This window comes from Sphaerisporangium rubeum (assembly GCF_014207705.1).
GTDB lineage: Bacteria > Actinomycetota > Actinomycetes > Streptosporangiales > Streptosporangiaceae > Sphaerisporangium > Sphaerisporangium rubeum.
In genome coordinates this window covers 2,948,125-2,965,809 of record NZ_JACHIU010000001.1, presented here as the reverse complement: position 1 = coordinate 2,965,809, position 17,685 = coordinate 2,948,125, and the positions used below count along the sequence as shown (strand labels likewise).

Annotated in this window: 17 protein-coding genes; 4 read left to right on the top strand and 13 right to left on the bottom strand. The window is 70.5% G+C overall.

Annotated features, from left to right (window positions below; genetic code table 11):
- Window positions 1-45: 45 nt before the first annotated feature.
- Together BJ992_RS12675 and araD are read left to right on the top strand one after the other, a co-directional pair.
- Entirely contained in the window at window positions 46-1,173 is a 1,128-nt protein-coding gene (locus tag BJ992_RS12675; RefSeq protein ID WP_246496618.1) for a hypothetical protein, read from the top strand.
- Between the two features lie 57 nt (window positions 1,174-1,230).
- Window positions 1,231-2,955 (top strand): L-arabinonate dehydratase, encoded by a 1,725-nt coding sequence (araD, locus tag BJ992_RS12670; RefSeq protein ID WP_184980642.1) that lies wholly within the window; start codon window positions 1,231-1,233, stop codon window positions 2,953-2,955.
- Window positions 2,956-3,292: 337 nt separating this feature from the next.
- On the opposite strand, the gene BJ992_RS12665 is transcribed toward araD, so the two are convergent.
- Together BJ992_RS12665 and BJ992_RS12660 are read right to left on the bottom strand one after the other, a co-directional pair.
- Entirely contained in the window at window positions 3,293-3,988 is a 696-nt protein-coding gene (locus BJ992_RS12665; protein WP_184980640.1) for a ribonuclease activity regulator RraA, read from the bottom strand.
- 110 nt (window positions 3,989-4,098) lie between these two features.
- Window positions 4,099-4,998, bottom strand: coding sequence for a dihydrodipicolinate synthase family protein (locus BJ992_RS12660; protein WP_184980638.1), 900 nt, complete (start codon window positions 4,996-4,998; stop codon window positions 4,099-4,101).
- 178 nt (window positions 4,999-5,176) lie between these two features.
- Here BJ992_RS12660 and BJ992_RS12655 point away from each other — a divergent pair, with 178 nt between their 5' ends.
- Window positions 5,177-6,352 (top strand): TIGR03118 family protein, encoded by a 1,176-nt coding sequence (locus BJ992_RS12655; protein ID WP_184980636.1) that lies wholly within the window; start codon window positions 5,177-5,179, stop codon window positions 6,350-6,352.
- Window positions 6,353-6,453: 101 nt separating this feature from the next.
- Here the strand turns inward: BJ992_RS12655 and BJ992_RS33735 are convergent, their stop codons facing one another.
- From BJ992_RS33735 to BJ992_RS12620, 7 genes are all read right to left on the bottom strand, one after another.
- On the bottom strand, window positions 6,454-7,131 hold the full coding sequence (locus BJ992_RS33735; RefSeq protein ID WP_184980634.1) for a hypothetical protein: 678 nt from the start codon (window positions 7,129-7,131) through the stop codon (window positions 6,454-6,456).
- Window positions 7,132-7,133: 2 nt separating this feature from the next.
- Complete coding sequence (locus BJ992_RS12645) at window positions 7,134-7,907, bottom strand: bestrophin-like domain (protein WP_246496617.1); 774 nt, start codon at window positions 7,905-7,907, stop codon at window positions 7,134-7,136.
- Window positions 7,908-8,119: 212 nt separating this feature from the next.
- Complete coding sequence (locus BJ992_RS12640) at window positions 8,120-9,214, bottom strand: phosphotransferase enzyme family protein (protein ID WP_343072631.1); 1,095 nt, start codon at window positions 9,212-9,214, stop codon at window positions 8,120-8,122.
- Window positions 9,211-9,399, bottom strand: coding sequence for a hypothetical protein (locus BJ992_RS12635; protein WP_184980632.1), 189 nt, complete (start codon window positions 9,397-9,399; stop codon window positions 9,211-9,213). Before BJ992_RS12635 ends, BJ992_RS12640 begins: the two co-directional genes overlap by 4 nt.
- Window positions 9,400-9,408: 9 nt before the next feature.
- Window positions 9,409-9,864, bottom strand: a complete 456-nt coding sequence (gene mads4 / locus BJ992_RS12630; protein WP_425503657.1) for a methylation-associated defense system protein MAD4 — start codon at window positions 9,862-9,864, stop codon at window positions 9,409-9,411.
- Between the two features lie 70 nt (window positions 9,865-9,934).
- Complete coding sequence (gene mads3 / locus BJ992_RS12625) at window positions 9,935-11,290, bottom strand: methylation-associated defense system AAA family ATPase MAD3 (protein WP_184980628.1); 1,356 nt, start codon at window positions 11,288-11,290, stop codon at window positions 9,935-9,937.
- A gap of 403 nt (window positions 11,291-11,693) precedes the next feature.
- The gene (locus tag BJ992_RS12620) at window positions 11,694-13,280 is read right to left on the bottom strand and encodes an NsdA family TPR-like regulatory protein (RefSeq protein ID WP_184980626.1); all 1,587 of its coding nucleotides are present in this window, start codon (window positions 13,278-13,280) and stop codon (window positions 11,694-11,696) included.
- Window positions 13,281-13,492: 212 nt separating this feature from the next.
- Here BJ992_RS12620 and BJ992_RS12615 point away from each other — a divergent pair, with 212 nt between their 5' ends.
- Window positions 13,493-14,083, top strand: coding sequence for an ATP-binding protein (locus BJ992_RS12615; protein WP_246496616.1), 591 nt, complete (start codon window positions 13,493-13,495; stop codon window positions 14,081-14,083).
- Here the strand turns inward: BJ992_RS12615 and BJ992_RS12610 are convergent.
- From BJ992_RS12610 to BJ992_RS12595, 4 genes are read right to left on the bottom strand one after another with little or no spacing between them, the layout of a single operon-like run.
- The gene (locus tag BJ992_RS12610; RefSeq protein ID WP_184980624.1) at window positions 14,077-14,619 is read right to left on the bottom strand and encodes a tetratricopeptide repeat protein; all 543 of its coding nucleotides are present in this window, start codon (window positions 14,617-14,619) and stop codon (window positions 14,077-14,079) included. The genes BJ992_RS12615 and BJ992_RS12610 overlap by 7 nt on opposite strands.
- 58 nt (window positions 14,620-14,677) lie before the next feature.
- Complete coding sequence (locus BJ992_RS12605; RefSeq protein WP_184980622.1) at window positions 14,678-15,571, bottom strand: HpcH/HpaI aldolase/citrate lyase family protein; 894 nt, start codon at window positions 15,569-15,571, stop codon at window positions 14,678-14,680.
- Window positions 15,572-16,747, bottom strand: a complete 1,176-nt coding sequence (locus BJ992_RS12600) for a CaiB/BaiF CoA transferase family protein (RefSeq protein ID WP_184980620.1) — start codon at window positions 16,745-16,747, stop codon at window positions 15,572-15,574.
- Window positions 16,713-17,666: a ribokinase gene (locus BJ992_RS12595; RefSeq protein WP_184980618.1), complete on the bottom strand. Its 954-nt coding sequence runs from the start codon at window positions 17,664-17,666 to the stop codon at window positions 16,713-16,715. The genes BJ992_RS12600 and BJ992_RS12595 overlap by 35 nt, the downstream gene beginning before the upstream one ends.
- Window positions 17,667-17,685: the final 19 nt, after the last annotated feature.

Genomic DNA, 17,685 nt, shown 5'->3' with positions numbered 1-17,685 from the left:
GCCTGAACAACGCCATTTGTAGGTGAGGGCCCTTAATGGGAGGCGATGGCAATGCGCGTGCTGGTGCACGCCTACCCGTGGGACGTCATCGGTGATCCGCTGTTCACCGGACGCATGCAATCTCTCGGCTGCGACGGGGTCAACCTCGCCGCGGCTTACCACACGGTGCGCGCGGCCACGCCGTGGCACCCCGAGCACGCGTACCTGGACGCCAGGCACGCCGCGCTGTACCGGCCCGTCCGCGAGGAGGCCTGGACCGGGCGGCGTCTGGTGCCGGGTGCCGCGCCGTGGATGACCGGCCCCGACTCCTTCGGCACGGCCGCGACGGCGCTCACCGAGGCGGGGGTGCCGGTGACGGCGTGGGTGGTGCTGACGCACAGCAGCCGCCTCGGTGAGGCGAACCCGGACCTGAGCGTGGTCAACTGCTTCGGCCAGCACTACCCGTGGGCCCTGTGTCCCTCGCGTGCCGAGGTGCGCGAGTACGCCGCGACGCTGGCCGCCGAGTCGGTGCGCGGCCTGCCGCTCGCCGGCGTGCTGCTGGAGGCGTGCGGCCAGCTCGGGGCCGACCACGGCGGCCACCACGAGAAGACCGACGGCGCCTACGACGCACGCGCGCGCCGCATGCTGTCGGTGTGCTGCTGCGAGGCGTGCACGACGGCGTGGGACGGCCGCGGCGTCGACCCCGAGCGCACGGTGCGCGAGCTGCGGGCCGCGGTGCGCTCACGGGAACACGACCTGGACGAGGCGACCGCCGGCGCGGTGCTCGCCGTACGGCACGAGGCGGCCGACGAGCTGCGGCACGAGGTGATCGCGGCGCTGCCGTCCGGGCTGCGGGTCACACTGCACGCCAACCCCGACCCGTGGGCCACCGGCGCCAACCCCGGTCTCGGCCCCGAGCCGGGGAAGGACGTGGACGCCGTCGTGGTGCAGTGCTGGCCACCGGGCCAGGACTCGGCCGAGCGGGTGCGCCAGGCGCGCCGGCTGCTGCCTGAGCACGTCGCCGTGGGGTCGTACGTCACGGTGCTCCCCCCGGTGCGTCCCGAGGAGGTGGCGCCGCACGTGCGGCGGCTGACGGAGGCCGGTGCGCAGGAGATCCACCTGTACCACGGGGGTCTCGCCGGGCCGTCACGTCACGGCATGCTCGCCGACGCCGTCCACGCCGCGCGGACCTGACGAGGCACACGAATCCTCCTCCTATACCGTGATAGATCGGGCTAACGAGGAGGGTTCGTGGACCGTCTGGCACCTGAGCAGTTGCGCAGCCACCGGTGGTACGGCACCGACACCGTGCGGTCGTTCAGCCACCGGGCCAGGACCCGGCAGCTCGGACTGTCCGCCGAGGACCACCTCGGCAAACCGGTCGTCGCGATCATCAACACGTGGAACGAGCTGAACCCCTGTCACATCCACCTGCGTGACCGCGCCGAGGACGTCAAACGCGGCGTCTGGCAGGCCGGCGGCTGTCCGGTGGAGCTGCCGGTCATCTCGCTGTCGGAGAGCTTCCAGAAACCCACGACCATGCTGTACCGCAACCTGCTCGCCATGGAGACCGAGGAGATGCTGCGGTCCCACCCGGTGGACGCGGCGGTGCTCATGGGGGGCTGCGACAAGACCACCCCCGCGCTGATCATGGGTGCCTCCAGCATGGACATCCCCGCGATCTACGTGCCGTGCGGGCCGATGATGCCGGGGAACCTGCGCGGCGAGGTGCTCGGCAGCGGCACCGACGTGTGGCGCTACTGGGCCGACCGGCGCGCCGGCCTGGTCCCCGACGGCGTCATGCGCGACCTGGAGGAAGGCATCGCGCGCTCCCCCGGCCACTGCATGACCATGGGGACCGCGTCCACCATGACGTCGGCCGCCGAGGTGCTCGGCATGACCCTGCCAGGCGCCGCCGCCATCCCGGCCGTCACCTCGGCGCACGTCCGCATGGCCGCCGCGTGCGGCCGGCGGATCGTCGAGATGACCTGGGAGGACCTGCGTCCGTCGAAGATCCTCACCGCCGAGGCGTTCCACGACGCCGTCACCGCCGTCCTCGCGCTCGGCGGCTCCACCAACGCGGTCATCCACCTGATCGCCATGGCCCGCAGACTCGGCGTCGACCTCACCCTCGACCACTTCGACGCCGCGTCCCGCCGCGTGCCGGTCCTGGCCGACCTGCGGCCGAGCGGCACGTACCTCATGGAGGACTTCTACCTGGCAGGCGGCCTGCCGGCCCTGCTGACCCGCATCACCGACCTGCTGCACCTGGACCGCGTCACCGTCACCGGCCGGCCGTTCGGCGACGGCATCGCCGACGCGCAGGTGTACGACGACAAAGTGATCCGCCGGCGCGACGACCCCCTGTCGGAGGAAGGCGGCCTCGCGGTCCTTCGCGGCAACCTGGCCCCCTCCGGCGCGGTGATCAAACACGTCGCCGCCGAGCCGCGCCTGCTGCGCCACACCGGCCCCGCCGTCGTCTTCGACGGCCACCGCGACCTGCGCCGCCGCATCAACGACGAGAACCTGCCGATCACCCCCGACTCGGTCCTGGTCCTCCGCGGCGCCGGCCCCCGCGGCGGCCCCGGCATGCCGGAACAAGGCATGCTCCCCATCCCCGACCGCCTGCTCAAAGCCGGAGTCCGCGACATGGTCCGCGTCTCCGACGCCAGAATGAGCGGCACCAGCTACGGCGCCTGCGTCCTGCACGTAGCCCCGGAGTCCCACGTCGGCGGCCCACTGGCCCTCGTCCAGGACGGCGACCTCATCACCCTGGACGTCGAGGCCCGCCTCCTGACCCTGGAGGTCCCCGAAGAGGAACTGACCCGCCGCCGCGCCGCGTGGACACCACCGCGAACAGTCTTCCGCCGCGGCTACGGCGCACTGTTCGACACACACATCCAACAAGCCGACCAGGGCTGCGACTTCGACTTCCTCACCGGCACCGGCGGAGCCCCAGAACCCGACACCGAGTGACACCAACGACAAAGCCGGTGCCGGCCCCAAAGCCACACCGGAACCGACACCGGCCTCACGACAGCGACCAGCCCATCACTCCACCGCAACGGCCGGTGCCGGCCCCAAAGCCACACCGGAACCGACACCGGCCTCACGACAGCGGCTGGCCCGTCACTCCACCGCAACGGCCGGTGCCGGCCCCAAAGCCACGCCGGAACCGAGACCGGCCTCACGACAGCGACCGGCCCGTCACTCCACCGCCGTAGCGGTGTTCCCCGGCGCCGACGCGGCGGGACGTCGTACGGCGAATTCGGCGCCGCAGTACGGCGGCCCAGCGGGAGGCAACCGGCCGGCTTCAGCGCTTTTCGCGGTACGCGCGCAAGGTGTCCTCGTCCGGTGGGTAGGTGCCTCGTAGGGGTGCGCCGTTCTCGACGAGTTCCTGGATGTACTCCTCCAGGTGCTCCTGCTCCAGCGCGTCGCGTGCCACGTCGGCGGCCAGGTGGCGTGGCACGCAGACCACGCCTTCGGCGTCGGCGACGATGACGTCACCGGGGTACACCGGCACCTCGGCGCAGCCGATGGGGACCTGCATGTCGATGGCGTGGTGGCGTGCGAGGTTGGTGGTGGCGCAGACGCCGGCGGCGAACGCCGGCAGTTCCAGCTCGGCGAAGAACGGCGAGTCGCGGACCGCGCCGTCGGTGACGAGGCCCGCGGCGCCGCGGCGGAGCAGCCGGGTCGCGAGGATGCCGCCGATGGACGCGGCACGGGTCTGGCCGCGGCAGTCCATCACCAGGACCTGGCCGGGACCGACCGACTCGACGGCCTTGCGTTGCGGGTGGTCGTAGTCGCGGAACACCGACAGCACGTCGAGGTCCTCACGCGCCGGGATGTGCCGCAACGTGAACGCCTCGCCGACCATGCGGGTGCACGACGGGTTGAGCGGACGCAGGCCCGCGAGAAAGGCGTTACGGAGGCCCCGCGCGAAGAGCTGGGTGGTGATTGTCGCGGTGGACACCTGCCGCAGCGCCTCGAACACCTCCGGGCCGAGCATGCCTGCGCTTTCCTCCCGTCCGGAGGCGCCTGCGCTCTCGCCAGGACCGGTCGTTCCCGAACTCTCCGAGCCGTGCTGCATGTGTCCCTCGTCCCTTTCCATGCGTGCGGTCATGTCGTGTCGAGCCGCAGTCCGGCGAGCGCGGCCGACACCTCGGCACGCTCGGCGTCAGGCAGCTCCGAGATCGGTGGCCGTACGTCCCTGCGGCACACGCCGAGCTGGGCCAGCGCCTCCTTGAGCACCGACACGTTGTTGCCGTTCGAGTGGCGGGCCCGCAGGTCCTCGACGGGTTTGAGCCGCCGCCACAGCTCCATCGCCGCCGCCGTCTCGCCGTCGCGCAGCCGCGCAAGCAGCGCCAGCGACAGCTCAGGCGCGATGACGGCCAGCCCGGAGGTGAAGCCGCGCGCACCGGCCGGCCAGAGGAACGGGGCCCATCCCTCGGCGAGCCCGCACACCCACACCAGCCCCGGCAGCTCACCGGCCAGCTCGGCCAGGCGCGGCGGGTCCGGCACGGCGTACTTGACTCCGGTGACGTTGCCGCACGCGGCGGCGAGCCGTCCGATGGCACGCGCGGTGACCAGCGGCGACCGTACATAGCAGACGACGCCGAGACCAGGCACCGCGTCGGCCACGGCACGGTGGTACGCGACCCACCCGTCCTCCGTCTGGTACGGATGCACCGGCTGATGCACCATGACGGCGTGCGCGCCGAGGCCGGCGGCCTCACGCGCCATCTCCACCGCGCGCGCCGTGTCGTGTCCCACCCCGGCGACGACCACCGCGCCGCGCGCCTCCCGCACGGTGAGTTCGACGACACGGCTCAGCTCGGCCGCCGACAGCGAGTAGAACTCCCCGGTGTTGCCGTTGGCGGTGACCACGCCGACCCCGGCCGCCACCATGCGCTCCACCACGGCGCCGTAAGCCGGCTCGTCGACATGACCCGCCTCGTCGAACGGTGTCACAGGAACCGCCACCACCGAAGCGAGCGCCTGCCGCACCTCATCGATCACCGAGATATCCCCCTCCGACGACCGTCCGCCGCATCCGGTATATCAGCACATCACCCCTCGGACCCGTGACCTGCGGGACAGACGTGGCGGAAACAGTTCCAAATTCGATTTGAACCGGGACCCGAGTGGCCGCGTACCTGTGGCCGTACGCACATGCAGACGACATCAGGAGGCCTTGATGCGGCCACGCATCGTCACGCTCTGCGCTGCGGCACTCGTCCTGGGCATCACCACCGGCACGATCCCCGCGCAAGCTGATTCCACGTCACGTCCCAAGGAGTCCAAGAGAGTCACCACCGGAAGTTCCCGCTTCACCTCGGTTCCCATGATCTCGGACGTGGCAGGCAAGGCCGACGTGACCGACCCCAAGCTGGTCAACCCGTGGGGTCTGGCCATGGGGAAGACGCTCTGGGTGTCCAACGCGGGTACCGGCACGGCCACGGTGTACTCCGGCGGCGCCGGGCTCATCACCAAGGAGAAGACCGAGGTCTGGATCCCCGGCGGCACGCCGACCGGCCAGGTGTTCAACGGCACCGACGGGTTCGAGATCTCCTCCAAGGGCAAGTCGGGACCGGCGCAGTTCATCTTCGCGAGCCCCAGCGGCGCCATCACCGGCTGGAACGCCGACGTGGACCCGAAGAACGCCATCATCGCCGCGTTCACGCGGAAGGCCGACTACAAGGGCCTCGCCATGATGCCGACCAACCGCGGGTCGTTCCTGCTCGCGGCGGACTTCGGCCGTAACCGGGTCGACGTGTACGACAGCGACTTCCGCAAGGTGCGGACGTCCCGCTCGGCGTTCCGCGACAGGGCACTGCCGTCCGACTACCACGCCTTCAACGTCGAGATCGTCGGCACCTCGGTGTACGTCGCGTTCGCCAAGCGCGACCCCGAGACCGGCAAGTCGATCGCCGGCCGCGGCCTCGGTTTCGTCAGCCGCTTCTCGGCCACCGGCCGCTTCCTCGGCCGTGTCGCCGCACGCGGCGCGCTCAACGCACCGTGGGCCATGATCTCCGCTCCGCGCGGCTTCGGCGCTCTCAGCGGCGCGTTGCTCGTCGGCAACTTCGGCGACGGCCACATCAACGCCTACAACAGAAGCACCGGCCGCTACCTCGGCCCGCTGCGCAAGGCCGACGGCCAGCCGCTGGCGTTCGAAGGCCTGTGGGACCTGGAGCGCGGCACCGCGGCGAGCGGCGGCGAGAACTCGGTGTGGTACTCCGCCGGCATCCAGAAGGCCCAGCACGGCGTGGTCGGCCTGATCATGCCGGCCGGCGCCAACGGCGCCGCCGCCCCGACGTCGTCGGCGACCCCGTCACCGAGCTCGTCCCCCACCGGCTACAACAACAACTACTGAGGGACCCAGCACGTATCCGCACACGAATAGGCGGAAGTCGGCTGCGGGGTGGCGCGCCCCGCAGCCGTCTTTCGCGTGTTCGGACCCTTTTGTCGAAGGGGTTACCGGACGGCGAACGCGACGCTCGCGATGCTCGCGATGACCGTGGACAGGACGATCACAACGAGCAGGGTGTCGAGAGGCTTGCGCCGCTTGGCGGGTGCCACGGCCAGACGCCGCGGCAGGGGACGCACCTCCAGGGGTCGAGGCGTGGGACGCACCACCGGCGGTGACGGCGTCGGGGTCTCGGTGGGAGGGGTGGGACGGGGGGCCGCGAGCGGCGGCCTCGGTCCGGGGGGAACCGAGGGACGCACCGCCGGCACCGAGGCCGGAGGCGAGGCTGGTCGCCGTGACGGCCGGGGTGGGACGGTGGGCCGCGCACGCGGTGGTGTGGCGCGCGGCGGTGTGGCACCCGGTGGTGTGGCGCGTGGAGGTGTGGCGCGCGGCGGCCGAACCGTCGGGGACGGGGCCGGCGCCGGAGGTGGCGGCGGCTCCTCGGGGACGGCGCGAGGACAGATCGGCGGCCCGAGCACGCTGATGCCGGCACGCAACCTGACCACCACGTCGAGATCGATGCAGATGGTGATGCCGTCCCCGTTCAGCACGTCACGGGACGGCACGGCCGCCACCGCACGGGACGGCACCGCCGCCACCGCACGGGACGGCACCGCCGCCACCGCAGGCAGCGCCGGAACACCTGCCGCGAGCACGACGGCCAGGAGAATCGCGATGCGACGCATGGTCAGCCACTCGTCGGGATCTGCTGGATCTCCAGCAGCGCGGCGGTGAAGGCCTCAGGTCCGACCGACAGTCCGCTCGCGAAGACATGCGAGATGTGCCAGGCGAGAAAGATCCCCGCGCCGAGCATGCCGGACATCAACGTGAGCGGCACCAGAGCCCACCCCCGAGGCCGGGCCCCGGCGAGGAACGGGAACAGGATGACGATGACGCCGGTCAGCACCGCCAGCGGCAGGATGCCGGGAGGCGGCTTCGTGGCCGCGTCGGCGGCCCGCTGCCGCCGCGCCGCCGACATGGCCTGCACCTGCTCCAGCACAGCGGCCCGCGCCGCCTTGGCGTCGTCGTCGGTGAGCACCAGCGCCGCCACCTGCGTACGCAGCGCGTTGACCCGCTTGGTCCCTTCGGGATCGAGCCGTCCCTCGGCCAGCCGCGGCCATTCCTTGTCGGCCACGAACCCGAGATAGGCCCGCACCTGCGACCGCACCGCGTCCGCCGCCGCCGCAGGCAGCCCCGCCGCGGCCCAGTACGTGTCCACCGCCGCCTGACTCTCGGCGTAGGTGTTGAGCCGCGCCGAGTCCGCCGTGGTCCACGGCACCACGATCGCGATGGCGAACACCAGCAGGAACATCGCCGACAACATCGAACCCGCATGACCCGCCGACGGGCCGTTCGGCGCGAGGTCGTCGGTGCCGCGGCTGACCCGCCGGAACAGCAAGGCCGCCGTGCCGACCACGCCAAGCGCCACGCCGACGGCGACCACGAGGACGAACATGATCATCTCCCTAACCTTGTCGCGGGGGAAGGCGGCGCGGTCGCCTTACCGATCACATGCCGTCACATGACTACCACATTACGTGACCATCCGGGGGCGCCATTCCCCCAGATGTGCACACCGTTACACGACAGGAACCAACGGTAGTCAGCGAGATGCCGGCCGGCACCGCGGCGGCCGTGCGTGAGGCCGGTCGGGACTTCCGTTGGTCCGGTGCTTCAGCGGTAGTTCGTGAGATACCGCTCGGCGAGGACACAGGTGCCCTCGGTGTACCCCGCACCGAGCCGCTGAGCGATGTCCACCACAGGATGCGTCCCGATCCATGCGACCAGCAGCAACCGCCGCACCATGACGAACGTCCACAACTCCCGCTCGTCCGCCACCGGCAGCTCCAGCACAGTCCGGTACCCCCGCACCCAGGAATCCATCATCTCCGGCACATCAGCACGATCCTCGATGAAGCTGACAGCCGCCGCGAAGTCATACATGAACCACCCGAACCCACAGTCATCGAAGTCGATGACCGTAGTCCCCACCCCCTCCTCCACCAGCAGATTGGCCGCTCGGAGATCCGCATGAATCAACCCGTACCGCTCCTCCCCCACCCCGAACCGAGCCAGCCGGCCCCGCACCACACCCTCCAGCCGTCCGAGCACCTCAACCTCCGCACGACCGACCCCGGCCCCGTCCCGCCACCTCCCCCACCGAGCCCTCTCCCCGAACGCCGCCTCCACATCCCAATGAAACCGAGTGAATCCCGCCGGCCTCTCCCACCTCCGCGCATGCGCATGCATCCGCGCCGTAAGCACCCCAAGCTGCTCGAACCCGCCGACCAACGCCTCCTCCGCCGGCTCACCCCCCGGCACGAACCCGAACATCACACACTCCCGCACCTCTCCCCCAGGATCCTCGACCCTGACCACCCGCTCCCCGTCCCGCGCCGCCACAACAGCCGGCGTGGTCACCACCCCCTCCTCCCGCAACGCCGTCACCCAGTCCAACTCCGACAGGACAGCCCCAGCCGCGTGATACCCCAGCCGATGCACCCGAAGAACAGCCCGCCACTCCCCGTCCTCAACCAGAAACGTCGCATTCTCCGACACATCAAGCAGCGAGACCTCAGCCCCAGCAGACACGTCATACCGCCGCAACGCCGACCGAGCCACCCCCGCGACCCGTCCAAGAACCCCATCCCCCTCCGACAAATCGTGAAGCAGCACAAACCCTCCCCGAAGCCCACAAGCGTCCCGAATGATAACGGCCTCCAGGCCGGTGCCGTTTCCCTGGAGGTACCGGTAGGTCTCATCTCTCACAGGTGGTGAGACGTGCGGGGAAACCAGGTCCGCAGGTGTTCACAAAGAGACTGGAACGCCGTGTCCTGGCAGCTGCGGACGGAGATCTTGGCGGCGAGCCTGCCGAACTCGGCGTTGAAGGATGTGAGCTTGTAGCGGCGCCGCAGGTGGTCGAGTGCGGCCTTGGGGTCGGGGGGCTTCGACAAGCCGGCGGGTCAGTGGCCGCTGCGTTCGAGGATCGCACGGAAGTCGGAAGGGAAGTTCAGCGTCTGCGCGACATGCGGACTGTCCTGCCAGATCCATGCCTCCAGCTCAGGGTCGATCACCACGACGGTGAAACTGTCCCATCGGGACTTGAGCCGCGTCGTGAGAGCCTCACGGATGGCGTCCGCGCCGGGGCTGCCCTCCCAAGCCGCGTCGAGCATGACCACCGCGTGCGCGTACTCCCCCTCGTACAGGCGAAGCAACTCGTGCGCACGGAGGAACACGCCGGGGTCCCGACCTGGATCGACGATGATGTCGCGTCCGGGATCCACGGAGAACGGTCCGCAACCGAGAGCGTGATGGAACCTCTCACGAGAGAAGAAGCCGCGGAGCATCGCCTCCATTCCTTTGTCCGCGACCAGGAAGACGACGTCACGGACAGGCGGCTGGGGGGAGGGCCGGTTCACGTGTGTGTGCTCACCTCTCAGAGCGAAGACGACGACGGGACACGGTGTGATGCCTCGCGGGATCGGCGGGTCACGAGAGCACACCGGACGCGAACAGGGTGCCGACGTCGAGCGAGCCACGCCACTCGCGGAGCCGGGGATGCCGGTCGCCGCGGACCACACCGACGCTCCCGTCGTCGTTCAGCCGCGCGGCGAGCACGTCGGACAACTCGGTGTGCGCGAGGACGATCGGCGAGTGGGTGGACACCAGGACCTGGGTGTCCCACAGCGAACTCAGCGACTCGACGACCGTCTCGATCGCGCGCGGGTGGATACCGTTCTCCGGTTCCTCCGTCACGAGCAGCCGCGGCATGACCTTCTCCCCCAGGTACGGCAGCAGCGTGAGCGCCAGGATGCGCAACGTGCCGTCCGACAGACCGGAGGAGGTGACCCGGTAGCCGCCGGTGTACTCCACGGAGAAGTACGCGTAGTGGTCCTCCTCTCTTTCCACCGCGTGGATCGCCGCGACCTGCGGCAGCGCCGACCGGACATGATCGACCCAGGCGGCGAAGCGCTCGGTGTCGGTCTGCTGCAGGTGGAGAGCGAGCCATGGCATGTTCCCCCCCGATGGCAGCAGGCGCAGCGGGTCTCCAGGAGGCGCGGGACGCCGCAGCGCCTCCCAGTCGGGTGCGAAGAACACCGCGCGCTCGCGAAGCAACTGCGCGAACCAGAGTGCGGCGGGGAACAACGTCTCGTCCGAGGGGATCGAGCCCAGCGCGAGCTGCTCGAACGGCACTCGCAGAGGCGGTATGGCCACATTCCCCGGCGACGGCTCGGTCTGCGCAGGGAATTTTTCCGGAAGGACCAAGTCCGTCACCATAGTGTTTGTCTCAGGGAGATACCCTGTGGCCGGCGATCTGCTGCTCCGCATGATCACCGGACGGCGATTCGGCGGCACCTCCTCCAGACCGCGCTCCGCCGTCCCGTGTGGAGATGCCTCCATCTCCACGCCGGTGTCGGCTCTGAAGTCCAGATACAGGTACTCCGTCTCGACGTCGACGGTCCGTGGGGTGACCCTGAGTCGAAGCTCATAGCGCAGATGGGTGTGGACACGCCGCTCACCGTGGCGAACCTGAGCGGCCTGCGCCAGGACCTCAGAGAGGTCGTCGTCCAGACGCGCCTCGACGGCGAAACCGATACTGTCCCCCTCCCCCTTGTGCAGCAGTTCGACCGGGGTGCTCGCTCGGGGAGCCCGGCCGTGCTCCTGCCGCTCAAGGAACGCCGAGACGACCCGCCGCCGGTCCAGCATGTCGCCGAGCAACGCGGGGATGTCCAGCAACGTCGTCTTCCCCGCGCCGTTGGCCCCGGCGAAGACGTGATAGCGGCCGAGATCGACCCCTAGCGTCTGGAAGCAGCGGTAGCCGTACGCCTCGATCCGGGTGATCAACTCGTGCTCCCCTGCTCGGGCCAGGCCCACGCCAGATCAGGACGCATCCGTCCCTGCTCAGAACCCATCCATGCCTGCTCGGGAAGGCGACCCATCCATGCCTGCTCGGGAAGGCGAAAGCCCGTCACCCTGTGTCCGCTCTCCGTTGAGGACTCGCAAGCGACGACGCCGCCGAGGTCCTCCAGCGACTGCGCTCGCCCCGTTCCGGTCCGCTCACCGATCTCAAAGCCGACTTGCCTCATCGCACCCTCGCCCCTGCGTTCCTCACGTACTCGGCGTCCCGACGGGCCACGTCGCCGGATGCCGAGTCCGGGAACCTCGAATCTTATGACCAAAGGACCGGGATGCCCGGCCGTTCGAACGGCGAGTCAGCTTAACCAGGCGGCGGGTCCGGTGGTTCGTCTCAGGCGGTGGCGGTGGTGGTGACGCCGAGGACTCTTAGTTCTTCGTCGAGGTCGCGGATGTGTTTGTTGCGTTCCCAGGGCTGGAGGTGGGTGCGGGCTTGGCGGATCAGGCGGGACAGGCAGCCTGAGTTGTATGCGCGGCCGACGTGTGCGGCTTGGCGGAGTTTGTCGGCGGCTGCCGGGATGTCGCGTTTGCGGGTCAGGGCCTGTGCGTATCGGACATACGTTTGCCCCTTCAGGTACTTAGGCATGGTCGGTGAGGTCAGGGCTTGTTCTGCTGCCGCGATGGCGTCGTCGGGACGGTCCCAGGCGAGCATGCAGTCGGATGCGCAGCTCTGCACCTGGTCGATGGTCCACCAGTACAGATAGAGGGGGTCGGTTTCGCCTCGCGACCGGCCGGCGAGTTGGGTCGAGTGTGCGAGTGCTCGTTCGCTCTCCTTGGCGTCACCGGCTCTCGCCAGCATGCGTGCCAGTTCCATGCTCTGGACGGAACGCACGAGATCGCTGGAGCCGCGGCGAGCCCAGCCTTGGGCCGCGAAGGAGTGGTCCAAGGCGGTCCCCGTACGGCCCCGGCCGTCTGCCATGCGACTCAGGAGGACGTGGACGTACGCGCTCAGGTGCACGTCGGAGATCTGCTGTGCGGCGGTCAGAGCGGCGTGGTACCTGCGGCGTGCCTGCGGGAAGTCCAGCAGGTCGTTGTAGATGTAGCCGGACATCTGATCGAGTTGAGCGCGAGCACGGATGAGCCGGTCGCGCACGGCGGGTAGCGCCGACTCGTGGCGCAGCATTCCGGTCACGAGAGCGCGCTGGGCCTCGACCGTGGACAGGACGGTGGCGGGGCCGAAGTCGTCGTCGAGGCGGCGGCAGCGGGCCGTCAGTTTCTCGATCACTTCCACGGTGGCGGTGTCGACACGGCCGGTGCCGCGTACGGCTCGGGTGAGCCGGTCCTCCTCAGGTGGGGTGAGGTGGCGTAGCAGGGTCACTGCGGGGGTGCCGCCTAAGGCAAGGGCCAGTTCGAACAGCAGGTCGCGTCGTCGCACATCGGCCTCCTCGGTTCTGAGGGTGCTGAGAAGTACGCCGCATTCCGAGGGGGTGATGACATAGGCCTCGTCCTCGGCAGGCGCCTCGGTGTCCATGCTGGCACGCGAAAGCTTCTTGGCTGGGACAGGACGAGAGGGGTGGGGAGCGAGGTGGCTGTGGTCCGTACGGTTGATGAGCTCGCGGTCCTTGACGGTGTACGTGGCGTAGACCTCGTCGGTGATGAGCCGTCTGGCCTTGGTGCGATAGATGCGTGCGAAGACGGTCAGGGCCTGTGCGCTCGGACGGCGGTCGGAGGCGGGCCAGGACTCGAAGACGTACAGGCGGCACTCGCGCAGGGACGCGCCGGCTGCCGGGTCGAGGTCGTTGTAGGCGGCCACCACCTCGGAGCCGGTCATGCCGTGCGCGTACCGGTGGAGCTTCAGTGGGGTGGCCTGGTGGTAGAGCGCGAAGATGTCGGCGATCTGGTCGTGGCCGAAGCCCTGGCCGCGTAGCGCCTCGCTGCGCCTGCGGCATTCGAGCAGGACACGGTAGCCGTCCCCCGACATCGTGGACCCCCTTCCGGCATGGCCATGTGGTCACCGATCGCACTTGATTGATTACCAGGAGTTTACCCCTTCGGAGAGGCCGGTCATGCCAACTCGGGAACACCGGCTGCCTGATGTACGTGTTCTGGCTGGTCATCGCGGCGATCACGCGATCACCGGCCGGAGGTGACCGGGTATGCCGCCGCCGGGGTCCGCACGCCAGATTCGGACCCATGTCACACATGCCAGGCGACGGCCGGGTCGACAGGCCGGAAGGGTCCGCGTCGTCACAGCTTTCGGAGAGTCTCATCCCCCGGATCGACAGGCCGGGAAGGGCCGCGTCGTCACAGCTTTCCACGGCCTTCGCGGGGACCATGGTGTGGGCCAGGTCCTTTCCCGGCAGGCCCGACCAGGCGGCTCAGGCCCGGCGGTTCGTCCGGTTCCTGCTCGCGGGTACCTCGTGTGCGGACGAGGCCGAGTTGATCGTGTCGGAGCTGGCCGGCAACGCCTTGCGGCACACGCGCAGCGGTGGGCCCGGCGGCCGGTTCATCGTGGAGGTGACGGTCGCGCGGTCACCGCTTCCGGGGAGGGCCGGGGTACTGGTCGCCGTCCACGACGAAGGGGGTGGTGATGTGCCGCAGGCCGGCGCGGTGGACGGGGACCGGGCCGGAGTGGTGGACGGGGATGTGGAGGAGAACGGTCGCGGGCTGGCGATCGTGGCGGCGGTGGCGGTGCGGTTCGGGTTTCAGGGGAGTTCGGTGGACGGTCACACCGTGTGGGCCTATCTGCGGGCCGAGGCCGGGGAGGGGGTGTCGAGCTACTGATCGCGTTCGCGCTGGTCGTGAACCGGCGGCCCGTCCGGCGTGGCAGGCGGGTCCGGGTCGATGAGGAGGCGAGCGTAGTTGGCCATTGAGCGCTGGTAGCGCGGCAGGTGGGGGGCCAGCGCGGCGAGGACCAGGGAGAGTCCTTCGCGTTCGCGGCCGGTGTCGGCCAGGCAGAGGGCCAGGCAGGCGCGGACGGCGTCGTCCAGGTGGTCGGTGACGGCCAGTTCCGGGGTGAGGAGTGCGACGCCTTCCTCGGGGTGGCCGAGGTTGCGCAGGGAGCTGGCGAGCTGGATGACGGTGCGGCGGCGGCGTTCGCCGGACAGGTCGTGGGTGAGGGCCTGCCGGTAGAGGGTGACGGCTTCGGCGGGGTGGCCGGTGGAGTCGTAGGCGGCGGCGCGTTCGAACAGCGCGTCACCGTCGTCGGCGGGGAGTTCGGCGGCGAGGGTGCCGATGAGGGTGAGGAAGTCGGTCTCGGTGCGGGTGTCGAACGAGGCCCAGGCGTCCGCGACCCGGCGTTCCCAATCCTTTTTGTCCATGAGGAGTAGTTTTTCAGAGGTTTCGTCCGCCGGTGGCATCGGTAAGAGTGGCTCGGCTTCAGAGGTTTCGTCCGCCGGTGGCGTCGGCGAGGGTCGCGCGGGCCTGGCGGATGATGGCTTCGTCCACGAAGCGGCCGTCGGGGAGGACGGTGGCGCCGGCGCCGGAGGCGGTCAGTACGGCCTCGGCGGCGGCGATCTCCGGAGCGGTCGGACGGTAGGCGGCCACGATCACGGGGAGCTGGGCCGGGTGGATGGCGGCGCGGCCGCGGAAACCCATGGCGCGGCCGAGGCGGCAGGACGCGGCGAGGCCGTCGAGGTCGCGGACGTCGGTGTACACCGACTGCGCGGGGGCCGGCAGCCCCGCGGCCCTGGCGGCGACCACGACGCGGGACCTGGCCCAAGCCAGTCCGGCTTCGTCGTGCACGCCGAGCTCGGCCCGCAGGTCGGCCTCCCCGAGGCCGATGGACGCGACCGAGGGGTGCGCGGTGGCGATGTCGTACGCGCGTTCCAGGCCGACGGCGGACTCGATCAGCGGGTGCAGCGGCACGCCTGGCGCGGTGTCGGCGACCGTCCTGAGCAGCGCGGGTGACTCGGTCTTGGGGAGGCGCAGTCCGGCGGTACCCGCCATCAGCGGCGCGAGGGCCCGCAGGTCGGCGAGACCCCAGGCGGTCCGCACGTCGTTGACCCGCACCTGTAATCGCGTGAGGTCCCGCGCGACGCCGTCCCATGCCGCCGTCCTCGGTGCCGGCACGTCCCCCGCGTTCATCTGTGCCGTACGTCCGTCCCTCCGGCGCAGGGACGTCAGCAGCGTCACCACAGCGGCACGTGCGGCGTCCTTGGCGGCGGGGGCCACGGCGTCCTCAAGGTCGACGACGACCACGTCGGACGGGCCGGCGAGGGCCTTGGTGAGGCGGCCGGGGTGGTCGGCGGGGGTGTAGAGCCAGGTGAGCATTCAGATCACCTTCTTGGCGCGCAGGGAGTCGAGGTCGGCGGGGGTGAGGCCGAGTGCGGTGAGGACGGCGTCGGTGTCGGATCCGTGGGGACGGCCGGGCCAGTCGATCCGGCCGGGGGTGGCGGACAGGCGGAACATGACGTTCTGCATGCGCATCGGCCCGAGGTCGGGATCTGTGACAGTGGTGACGGCGTCGAGTGCCGTGAGCTGCGGGTCCGTCATGACGTCCCGGATGTCGCAGATCGGCGCGACGGCGGCCTCGGCCTTGTCGAACGCCTCCAGCACCTCGTCCCGGGTCCGCGCGCCGACCCACGCGGCGACGGCGGCGTCCAGCTCGGCGGCGTGCTCGGCGCGGCCCGCGCCGGTGGCGAACCACGGCCGGCGAGCAAGGTCCAGGCGGCCGACGAGGCGCATGACGCGTTCGGCGACGCTCTGCGCGGAGGTGGACACCGCGACCCAGGTGCCGTCGGCGCAGCGGTAGGTGTTGCGTGGCGCGTTGTTGACCGACCGGTTGCCGGTGCGCGGCGGCACGACGCCGAGCATGTCGTACACGGTGGGCTGCGCGCCGAGCACGGTCAAGATGGGCTCCACGAGCGACATGTCGATCACCTGGCCGACGCCGGAGACGTCCCTGGCCCGCAGCGCGGTCAGCACGGCGTACGCGGTGGCGAGCGCGCAGATGCCGTCGGCCAGGCCGAACGGCGGGAGGGTCGGCGGGCCGTCCGGTTCGCCGGTCATGGCGGCGAAACCGCTCATGGCCTCGGCGAGGGTGCCGAAGCCGGGACGGTGCGCGTACGGGCCGAACTGGCCGAAACCGGTGACCCGGGCCAGGACCAGGCCGGGGTTGGCGGTGGTCAGGCGGTCGTAGGAGAGGTTCCAGCGTTCCAGGGTGCCGGGCCGGAAGTTCTCGATGACGACGTCGGTGCCGGCGGCGAGCCGGAGCAGCAGGTCCTGTCCTTCGCGGGTGGACAGGTCGAGGGTGATGGCGCGTTTGTTGCGAGCGAGCATCTTCCACCACAGACCGCCGGGACCGTGGCCGCGTGACGGGTCTGGTTTGAGCGGATGTTCCACTTTGATGACATCCGCACCGAAGTCTCCGAGCAGCATCGCGGCCATCGGGCCGGCGAAAAGCGTGGCGAGGTCAAGGACCCGGATGCCGTCCAGCGGGCCTTCCATGGGGTCTCTCCGTTCGTCGCAGCGCGGCGTCGATCTCCGCGCGGGCCGGCATCGAGGTGCCGGCCCCCGCTCGTCGCACGGACAGGGCCGCCGCGGTGGCGGCGAACCGCAGCGCCTCGGCGACCGGGAGGCCTTCGGCGCGGGCCACGGTGAGCGCTCCGGCGAAGGCGTCCCCGGCCGCCGTGGTGTCGACCGCGCGGACCGGCACGGCGGGGACGCGCAGCCGCTCCCCCGTCCGTGACCCGTATCGTGCCCCCTGATCACCGAGAGTGATCACCGCTTCGGGGACGAGTTCCAGCAGCGCCTCCAGAGCGTCGCCGGGGTCGTCGTGGCCGGTGACGGCCGCGGCCTCGTGCTCATTCGGCACGATCAGGTCCACGGCGGCGAGCAGCTCAGGCGGCAGTTCGGCCGCGGGGGCCGGGGTGAGGACGACCGGTACGGTGGCGGCGCGCGCGGCGGCGACCACCGCGTCCATCGGCAGTTCGAGCTGGAGCATCAGCGCGTCGGAGCGCGCGATGACGGCGAGGTCCTGCGGCGTCGGGCCGGTGACGGCGCCGTTGGCGCCGGGGATCACGATGATCGAGTTGCCGCCGTCGTCGTCGACCACGATGTGCGCGATCCCTGTGGGGCCCGGCACCTCGCGCAGCCGCGAAACGTCCACACCGGCGTCGGCCAGCGCGGCGCGCAGCACGGGCCCGAACGCGTCGTCACCCACCGCTCCGATGAACGCGGCGCCGGCGCCGGACGCCTTGGCCGCCGCGATCGCCTGGTTGGCGCCTTTCCCGCCGGGGACGGTGGCGAACGACCGGCCGGTCACCGTCTCGCCTCGTCCCGGTGCCACCGGCGTGTACGCCACCAGGTCCATGTTCGCGCTGCCGAACACCGAGATCACGTGTTCCTCCTCGTCGCCTGGTGCCATCGAAGGTAGCGCCACCTCG

Coding starts and splice junctions, on each gene's coding strand:
- BJ992_RS12620 (WP_184980626.1), bottom strand. CDS start 13,280: ATGTCGGGGGACGGCTACCGTGTCCTGCTCGAATGCCGCAGGCGCAGC.
- BJ992_RS12610 (WP_184980624.1), bottom strand. CDS start 14,619: ATGGACAAAAAGGATTGGGAACGCCGGGTCGCGGACGCCTGGGCCTCG.
- BJ992_RS12615 (WP_246496616.1), top strand. CDS start 13,493: ATGTCACACATGCCAGGCGACGGCCGGGTCGACAGGCCGGAAGGGTCC.
- BJ992_RS12605 (WP_184980622.1), bottom strand. CDS start 15,571: ATGCTCACCTGGCTCTACACCCCCGCCGACCACCCCGGCCGCCTCACC.
- BJ992_RS12645 (WP_246496617.1), bottom strand. CDS start 7,907: ATGATCATGTTCGTCCTCGTGGTCGCCGTCGGCGTGGCGCTTGGCGTG.
- BJ992_RS12675 (WP_246496618.1), top strand. CDS start 46: ATGGCAATGCGCGTGCTGGTGCACGCCTACCCGTGGGACGTCATCGGT.
- BJ992_RS12595 (WP_184980618.1), bottom strand. CDS start 17,666: ATGGCACCAGGCGACGAGGAGGAACACGTGATCTCGGTGTTCGGCAGC.
- BJ992_RS33735 (WP_184980634.1), bottom strand. CDS start 7,131: ATGCGTCGCATCGCGATTCTCCTGGCCGTCGTGCTCGCGGCAGGTGTT.
- BJ992_RS12655 (WP_184980636.1), top strand. CDS start 5,177: ATGCGGCCACGCATCGTCACGCTCTGCGCTGCGGCACTCGTCCTGGGC.
- BJ992_RS12665 (WP_184980640.1), bottom strand. CDS start 3,988: ATGCTCGGCCCGGAGGTGTTCGAGGCGCTGCGGCAGGTGTCCACCGCG.
- BJ992_RS12600 (WP_184980620.1), bottom strand. CDS start 16,747: ATGGAAGGCCCGCTGGACGGCATCCGGGTCCTTGACCTCGCCACGCTT.